Raw genomic sequence first — 9652 nt, forward strand, 5'->3', positions numbered from 1 at the left:
ATGGTGCAGCTCGAATTGCGACATGCGCTGGAGCATTGCGCACAGCGTCTCGGCCGAAAAGTCGTCAGACGTTTCGGTCCGGCCCCCGCGAAACAGTCATAAGAGAGGATAGCAAGGTGAAGGGCTGGCGGATCGATTGGTCATGACCGGGCATCAGGAATATGCGGAGTCCGGCACGGAGGGGGAGGCTCGTTCGTGGGTGGTGCGCTTGGCGTCCGGCCGGTTGACCGCGGAGGAGGCAACAGAACTCCGTCGCTGGCACGCCAGGAGTCCGCGGCATGCCTATGCCTTTGCCGAAGCGAAACGGCACTGGGCGCTGATGAAGGATGCGGTTGCGGACGTGGCCGCCGCTCCAGCGTCGCCGATGAAACCCCAGGTCAAGGCGTCGCGACGGTGGTTTCTTGTTGGCGGAATGGCCGCGGCGGCGAGCCTTGGCGCCGTTGCCATCCGTCCCCCATTCGATCTGTGGACACCGTTCATTGATCTGACTGCGGACTACAGCACGGGCATCGGTGAAACGCGAACCATCACGATGGCGCATGACGTGACCGTGCAGCTGTCGACCCGTTCCCGCCTTTCGCTGCAACCGGGATCGTCGGACGATGTCCGGGCTTCACTGCTCGGCGGTGAAGCGGTCATCGCCGCTGCATCGCGTCCGATCACGGTCAGTGCAGGCGATGGTTTGGTGCGCATGGTGTCCGGTCGGTTCAATCTGCGTAATGACGACGGCGCTGTGCGTGTCGCCTGCCTGGATGGACAGGCCGACATCACCTGTGGCGGACGGACGGTGACGCTGCGCGCCGATCAGGAGGCCAGCTATCGCGGCTCGCAACTCGACGCGGTCAAGCCTGCCGATCGGGACGAAGTCACGGCGTGGCAGCGCGGGTTCCTCGTCTTTCGCAACAAGCAGCTGCGTTACGTTCTGGATGAGGTCAATCGCTATCGGGCGGGCAAGATCGTGTTGCTCAATCGCGATGCCGGACATCGTCCCGTCGCCATCGCGAGTTTCCATCTCGATCGTCTCGATGATGTCGTGACGCAAATGGAAGCGCTGTACAATCTCAAGGCAAGGCATTTGCCGGGCGGCATCGTGCTGCTGAGCTGACGTCGTGTCATCGGAGCGATGAAGCCGTCCTTTGTCATGAAATTGTCATCGCAGATGGCGCCTTGCGATCGTCTGCAAGATTTTCGGATTTTCCATTTCAGTTGCGCGCTGCGCTGTCAGTCCTATTCAATGTAGGACAGGGAGTGAGCAGCGGCGACAACCGCGAGAGCCGACGACATGTCCTTTGGCCGGCGCCTGAAAAGCGCAAGCCGATATTGCTCTTGCATATGGAATGTCCATGTCGAACCGTGCGAACGTCGTCACCCGTCGTGCAACTGCTGTGTTGTCCTCCTCATTCGCATCGCGCCGCTTTCTGTTCGCGACTGTCAGCGTGGCCGCAATGGTCGCGGGAGCGCAGCAGGTGGAGGCGCGTTCGCTGGGTGGTTCTGCATCGGACATATCGCCGGCAGCGCTTGCTGCGGCAGCCGTACAAAGCAGTTCACAGGCGGTTGCGGGCGCTGCGCGGCAGGCACAGCAATCGCTCGATCGCACGATGTCCAATATGCGCGCGATGCAGGCCGTGCAGGCTGCTGCGCAGGCTGCCGCTGCCGCGCGCGCGAGCGGTATCCCGCATGGACTTCAGCCTGGCGGCCTGCAGGCAGCGTCGGGATCGGGGCTGTGGCAGGGTTCGTTGCTGCCGAAGGAATTCGAGGATGCCGGACGTTCCAAGGTAACCGTGATCCAGACCGAGCAGAAGTCGATTCTGACCTGGCAGAGCTTCAACATCTCCGAGAAGACCGACCTCTATTTCGACCAGCGCGCCGGCGGCGCCGATGTGAAGAACTGGGTGTCGCTCAATCGGGTGATGGACACTTCGACTGCCCCGAGCCGGATCTTCGGCACGATCAGCGCCGAAGGGCAGGTCTATGTGATCAACCGCAATGGCATCGTATTCGGTGCGGGCAGCCAGGTGAACGCCGGCGCGCTGATCGCATCGTCGCTTGCGCTGTCGAACGAACAGTTCCTGCGTGGCATCAACAATCCCCTGTATCACTACGATCAGGCCAGCAATCACTATGGCATCCCGCAATTCGGTGAACATGCGTCCGGCGGCAATCAAGGCACGTTGTTTACGCCGGGCTACGTTCCCGGCGATGTGAGTGTCGAGGCCGGCGCTACGATCAAGGTCGAGAACGGCGGCAAGCTGTTGTTGTTCGCACCGAAGGTCGTCAATGCCGGTCACCTTGCCGCGACCGATGGTCAGATCATTCTGGCGGCGGGCGAACAGGTTTGGTTGTCGAACGACATGAATGGCGTTCGCGGTCTCGACGTCGCCGTATCGGCGCCGGCATCGCGGCTGTTCAACTATGGTGAGCTGGGCGGCGCGCTCGGTATCATGACGAACTATGGCGGGTTCACGAATTTCGTCAGGGACAGCATCCTTCCGGAAATGAACGCGCGCGCCGCGGCGGTCGGATACAAGGTCACCAATACGGGCTCGATCCATGCGGATCACGGCAACATCACGCTGCAGTCGCTGAATGTGTTTCAGGGCGGCGTGCTGACGGCGTCATCGGCGCTCGACAACCGCGAAGGCTCCATTCGGCTGCGCGCCTGGGGGCAGGGCATGTTGGCTTACAGCTCGGGCCTGGATTTCGCGCAGATGGCAAGCTGGTCGAGCGGGACGGTGACGCTGGGGGCCAACAGCGTCACGGCCGTTCTGCCGGATCTGACCGATACCAGCGAGATCGAGCAGGCCGTGCTGGCGACGCGCTACAGGCCCGGCAATGTTCAGCTTCGCGGCAATCTGATCAATATCGAGAGTCTTGCCAGTGTGATGGTGCCATCGGGCACGATCAGCGTCGTCGCGTCGAAGCTTCCGATCGGCGAGGTCAATCAACCTTTCAAGGGTCCGAGCGACACCCCGGTTGCCGGTGAACTGTCCGAAAAGGACGGCAGCCGCATTTACATCGATAGCGATGCCTATCTGACCGTCGCCGGCATCAAGGACATCATCGTCCCGATGGCGCGCAACTTCGTGCAGGCGGAACTCTACATCAACGAGCTTCGTGACTCTCCGCTTTATCGCGACTCGTGGCTGCGCGGTCTCAAGGTGATCGTCGATCGCCGCGTCAGCGGCACATTCGACAGCGGGCCGATGTCCGGTGTGGAATGGATCACCGGAAAACCCGGACAATGGGTCGGCTCGCCACTGGCGGATTTCTCCGCATGGCTCGGCGTCGGCAAAACCGATCTGGGCGAGCTATCGACAAAGGGGGGCGCGATCATCCTGAAGGCCGGCGGTTCGGTGATCACGCGCGCCGGCTCGCTGCTCGACGTCTCCGGCGGATCGGTCCGCTACACCGATGGCATCAACACCACGACGAAACTGCTGGGTTACGACGGTCGCATCTACAATATCGGCGATGCGACCGATGACATGGTCTATGTCGGTCTTCCCGGACGCTTCACGCGCAACCACGAGCGCTGGGGCGTTATCGAAAACTGGAACTCCGTGTTCGATCGTGGCCAGTCACAGTTCGAGCGCGGATATACCGAAGGCCGAGACGGCGGCTCGATCCAGGTCTATGGCGGCGAGGCGCTGATCCTCGACGGCGGATACTGGGGCGGTGTCATCGCCGGTGAGCAGCAGATTTCCAATGGCAAGATGGCCAAAGCCGGAACGTTGAAGATCGGCGCCGGGAGCGATCCCGACCGGCCCTGGACGCCATCGGAGCTCATCGTTTCAGATGCGGACCATTTACTCCCTGCAGACTTCAACGCGCATTCGACGGTCACCGCGGACTACTACCGGCCCGGCACCTGGCCGCTGCCCGAGAAAACAACCTGGCTCAGCGCAAAAACGCTCAGCGCTTCAGGCCTCGGCAAACTCGATCTGTTCGTGACCAGCAGCTTCACGCTGGAAGAGGGGACGGTGTTGACGCTCGATCCGGGTGCATCACTTTCGGTGACGTCGAATACCTCGCTGTCGATCGGCGGCACCACCTTTGATATCGACGGGACGATCCGCATCGCTGGCGGCACAGTGTCCCTCGGAACCGGCGGCGCCGGCTTGCGGACCATGAATTTCGGCTCCAGGGCGCTGATCGATGTCAGCGGCCAATGGGTGAACGAGATCATCGGCGGACCGTCGCAGCAGGCGCCGAAAATCAATGGTGGCGAAATCAACCTGTCGTCGATGACGATCAAGGTCGATCCCGGTGCAACGCTCGATGTGTCCGGCGGTGGCTGGGTCACGGAACAGGCGGGTAAGGCGAAGCTCAAGACGGGGGATGCCGGCAAGATCGTGCTGCCGCCGATCGCCGGCGACCAGATGGCCAATTTCGACCTGCGGGCCTTCGCCGCCGGTTCGGGCGGCAGCCTCGAGCTCGATTCCATTACCCCGGTTCAGATCGGCGGAGCAACGCCGGTTGATCCGGCGATCCTGCATGTGTCGAGCTCACTCTATGCCGACCGCGGTTTCCGGTCGGTCAAGATCCGCGCTTTCGGAGACATCACTGTGCCGGACGGCGCATTGGTGGCTCAACTGCCCGTCGCGCTCGACGTGTCCGGCGCAGACTACAGAAACGTGGCGTCGGGTGCACGTATCACCGATGTCGGTTCATTGCGCGTCTTGCAGGCGGAACAGCGGTTCGCGCGCAAGCCGTCCGAGATCAGTCTGCAGGCTGTGGATGCCGACATCGTCATCGGCGTCGGCGCGACATTGCGGGCCGATCTTGGCGGACGCGTCACCCTGGAGACCAACAGGACCGCGAATATTCGCGGGACCATCGACGCGCCGGCGGGCGCCATCTCCATTGCGGCGGTCGACAAGCTGCAGCTTGACGCAGGCGCTCGGTTGCTCGCGCGGGGCGCGCCGCTGATCTACCTGGATCCACGTCGCCTGCGCATCGGCGACGTCAAGCCTGGTGGTGCGATTACCCTGGAAAGCACGGGCCTGCAGTTGGAGGTCGGTTCGCTGATCGACGTCTCGGGAGCGAGCGGCTGGATCGATCTTCGTGGCGGCGGTTTCGGCTTCTCTCGCCGGAGCAGCGCGGTGCAGCTGGTGAGTAATGGCGGCTCGATCACCATCAAGGGCAACGGCGTCATTGCCGGCGCGCTGATGGGGCATCCGGGCGGTCCCGGCGCGCTCGGTGGACGTTTGATCATCGATCACGCCGAGAATTCCGGTAGCGGCGGTCCGACGCCGGGCGAAGTTCTGCTGTCGCAAATAGTCTGGCTCGACCCGACCTGCCTGTACACGCCAGTCTGCGAGAACAACCCGCAGAATGTGATCGGTATCGATATCGGTCAGATATTCGAAGATTTCGGCTACGGCCCGATGCCGACCATGATCCTCACGCAGGAACTGCTGGACGCCTTGTCGGCAAAAGCGCGTTCGGAGTTTCTGTTGTCCGAGAACGGTCCGGCCGGCCGGCCAGGCGGTGCATTGAATCCGCTGCGTTTTGGTCTGACCGCCGAGGCGCTCGATGCGTTTCGTGACAATGTCTTCTACTCCGAATTCCTGCGCGAGGCCCTTGCGGCACCTCCGATGGACAGCGTGTTGGTGTTGCGGCCATCAGCAATCGCCAATGGTCGCTTTGCCGATCTTGATCTCTCGTCCAATGACGCACTCAAGCTCGACGGCGTATCGCTGACGGCGGGACGGGTAATCACGCTCGCCGGCCCGCTCTCGAATTTTGCGACAGCAAACTCGTCGTTGCGGGCGCCGACGATCCAGATCACGGGCGGAAATGCGACGGCATCGGCATTCGTTGCAGGCCGTCTTAGCCTTGAGGCCCATCTGGTCGACATCGTCGATGTCGCCACCGTCAGGGGCTTTGCCCAGACTCACCTGGAAACCACCGATCTTCGCCTGTCCACGACGCCGCCGTCATTCGTGGGCCAGCCGATCGGCACCGCGACCCTCGATGTCGAGGGCGATCTCTCGCTGAAGGCAGCGCAGATCTACCCGGCCAGCGGCACGCGCGCGGTCATCAAGACCGCGGGGACCATCGTTGTGACGCGCAATGGCGACGCGCCGGCGCCGCTCTCGGCCGGCGGCAGCCTGACCTTGCAGGCCCGCGTGATCGCGCAGAACGGCGTGTTGCGCGCGCCGTTCGGCGAGATCGTGCTGAAAGCAACCGAGCGTGTCGTGCTTGGCGGTGACAGCATCACCTCGGTATCGGGTCTCGGTCTCGTCGTCCCTTATGGCCATCTGAGCAATGATGAGCACTGGATCGACCCGACCAAAGGGGTCGACAACCAGAATCCGGCGGCCAGCTATCTTGCTGCGCCGCCCGAGAAGCGGCTGACCATCGATGCGCCGTCGATCGATGTCGGTGCCGGATCGACCATCGACGTCCGCGGCGGAGGCGATCTCTATGCGCGCGAATTCGTGCCCGGGCCGGGAGGCTCGCACGACATTCTCGCCATGACCGGCGCCTATGCCGTGCTGCCCGGCTATAGCGGAATGACGTCCGGCGGCAGCGCTGGCGATAGCGTCTATCTCGCGGGAGGCAATGGTCTTGCCGCCGGGTGGTACACACTGCTGCCCGCGAGCTACGCGGCGCTGCCGGGAGCGTTTCTCGTGACGCTGACCGAGAACGCCAGATCGACCTCGGCGGTTGCCTCGATCCAGCTTGCCGATGGCTCGATGCTGATGGGCGGGCGTCGCGCCAATGGGCTCGATGGCACTTACGACCAGCTGTCCTCGATCTGGCGCGTGATGTCGGGCGCTCAGCTGCGGCAATACAGCGAGTTCAATGAGGCATTCGCCAACAGCTACTTTGCCTCCGATGCCTTCAAGCTCACACGCTATCGCCTGACCGCGCAGGAGATCGTGACGCCGCGTCTGCCGATGGATGGCGGCGCCGTGGTCTTCAAGGCCACCCAGGATCTCATGCTCAATGGCCAGTTGCAGTCGGAGGCCGCAGCCGGAGGGCGCGGCGGTCTCGTCGACATCGCAGCGACGAAAATCGCCATTGTCGGCTTCGGCAAGGACGCGTCCGATCTGCGCGCGAACGGATATCTGCTGGTCGATGCTGGCCAGCTCACCAGTTTCGGCGCCGGCAGTCTCCTGATCGGCGGCACCCGCGCGGGCGATTCCCGCGGTCTGCGGCTCGATGTCACCGCGAGCGAGATCGTGATGCGCAATGACGGCGCTTCGGTTCTCGCCGGGCCCGAGATCATTCTCGCCGCCAGCGGCCTGATCGACATCGAGGCTGGCAGCGTCGTGATGGCGCGCGGCACGGCGAGCGCCAATGCCGGCGATCTGGTGGTGACGCCGCAGATCGCGGCAAGCGAAGCGGCCGGCACGCCGTCGCGCGACTATGGCGCATTGATCCGGCTGTCGAATGCGGGACCGGTGAGCGTGATCCGCGAGAATGTCGATATCCAAACCGGTGGTGTCGTGAGGGTCGGCGAAGGCGCGCTGCTTGCCGGCGGCCAGGCGCTGCTGATCGACGCGACCCGGGATACGGAACTCGCCGGCAGTGCCGGTCTGTCCGCCGTGGCGCTTTCGCTGGCATCGGGGCAGATCGGTTTCGGCGGCGGCAGCCAGGGGCTCGTTCTGTCCACCGAGACCTTGGCGCAACTCGCCTCGACGCAGCATTTGACCCTGCGCAGCTATACGACCATCGATTTCCATCGTTCGATCTCGTTCGGGGGAGCGGGGCTGGCCACGGTGACGCTCGATGCTGCTGGTCTCGTCGGGGTTGATGGCAATGACATCACGGTGACCGGCAAGACCATCGCGCTGCAAAACAGCGGGCGGGCGATGACGGGGCCGGTCGCAGCCGGCTCGGCGACGCTGAGTCTGTTTGCGGATGAGCTGGTTTTGGGAACCGGCACGAAGACGTTCGGTGGCTTCGGCCAGGTCGTACTCGCTGCCGCCAATCAGGTCGTCGGCGAAGGCAATGGCCGCATCGATGCCGGCAGCTCCGCACTGACGATCGCGACGCCGCTGCTCACAGGTCGCCGCGGCGCTGCTCAATCCCTGGTGACGACGGGTGCCCTGTCGGTGGTCGGCGACACCAGTGCCGCCATCGCCGACCTGCAGAACAGTCTTGGTGCGCGCATATCACTGAGCGGCGGCAGCGTGCATGTGGGCGGCCGGATCGTGGCACTCGGCGGCGCGGTGGATGTCACATCGACATCGGGTGACATCGTCTTGGCGACGGGCTCACTGATCGATGTCGGCGGCTTTGCCAAACAGTTCTTCGACGTTGCCAGCTATTCCGACGCAGGCCGTATCGCCCTGACCGCAGTCGGCGGAGACATCGTGATGGGCAACGGCGCGGTGATGAACCTCGCAGCCCATGCGGATGGCGGCCATGCCGGCAGCCTGGCCGTGATCGCGTCGGGCGGCGGCAGCGTCACGCTTGATGGCCGCATCAGCGCGCAGGCCGCCATGGGCAAGGGCGGCGGTTTCACGCTCGACATTGCCGCATTGCCTGATTTCGCCGGCCTGAGCAGCCGTCTGAATGCTGCGGGCTTCACGGGCTCGCGCCAGTTCCGGATTCGCAACGGCGACATCGTGGTCGACGGACTGTCGCAGGTCGGCGATTTCTCGATCATCGCCGATCTCGGCAAGGTGACGGTGGCCGGCATCGTGGATGCACGCAGCGTCTATGGCGGTCGCATCGCGATCAGCGCTGGCAATGGCGTGGTGATGGACCATACGGCGCAGCTGCTTGCGGGCGCAACGGATGTCGAGCTCGGGTCAGGCCGCGTGACCCTCGAGGCATCTGGCGGGTTGCTGGATCTGCGCGGTGGCACGATCAATGTCGCAGGCGGCGAGGGCGGCCGGGTGCGGCTGCGTGCCCGTCAGCGGGCGCTCGATCTCCAGTCGGATGGCCACGATGAGATCGCGGTTCTCCGTCTCGATACAAGCATCATCGGTGCGCGCTCGGCCGTGCTTGAAGGTGTCAGCGTCTATGACAGGACCTCCGTCGATGCGATCGATCAGGCTGCGATGGTCGCCGACGCCAATACATTCGCGGCGCGGATCGGTGCTATCGCCGCGCGGCTTGGTAATGGCAACGTGACGCTGATGCCCGGAATCGAAATCCGGAGCGCAGGTGATCTGACTCTGGTGTCCGACTGGAATCTGTTCACCGACTTTGCGTCGCTGCGGGAGGGCGGACTGACGCTGCGCGCCGCCGGCAACCTGATCCTCAAGGGACATGTGAGCGATGGCTTCGACCAGGCCGATCGGAGCGGTGTGCTGCAGGACACACGATCCTGGGATTTGCGCCTCGTTGCGGGGGCTGACCTTACTTCCGCCAGCGCTCTCGCCATGCAGTCGCTCGCAGGGCTCGCTGCCGGGTCGGGAAATCTCGTGCTGGGCGATGCAACCGATGGCAAACTGGTGCGCACCGGCACCGGCGATATCGACATTCGTGCCGGTCGCAATATCGATCTCGCAAACAACAAGTCGGTCATCTACACCGCGGGCCGCCGGGATACCACCACGTGGAGCGATTTTGCTGCACCGGTTGCGGGCGACGACGGCATTACGATAGACGCCAACTTCGGAATCGAGGGAGGCCATCTGAATATCGGCACCCAGGGAAATATCGTCTCGGCTGTGGCGCCGCGGGATCC

The 9652-nt window shown here is 63.7% G+C and carries 2 protein-coding genes; both read left to right on the forward strand.

What is annotated here, in order from left to right:
• Positions 1 to 142 precede the first annotated feature (142 nt).
• Positions 143 to 1105, forward strand: a complete 963-nt coding sequence (locus ACIQ17_RS25925; protein WP_398472162.1) for a FecR family protein — start codon at positions 143 to 145, stop codon at positions 1103 to 1105.
• A gap of 238 nt (positions 1106 to 1343) precedes the next feature.
• On the forward strand, positions 1344 to 9652 hold an 8309-nt coding region (locus ACIQ17_RS25930; protein WP_398472163.1), incomplete at its 3' end, for a filamentous hemagglutinin N-terminal domain-containing protein.

It is taken from the genome of Tardiphaga sp., from assembly GCF_044340795.1.
Classification (GTDB): Bacteria; Pseudomonadota; Alphaproteobacteria; order Rhizobiales; family Xanthobacteraceae; genus Tardiphaga.

Bases quoted from the DNA above. Each gene is read 5' to 3' on its own strand.
- ACIQ17_RS25925 (WP_398472162.1), top strand. From the start codon at position 143: ATGACCGGGCATCAGGAATATGCGGAGTCCGGCACGGAGGGGGAGGCT.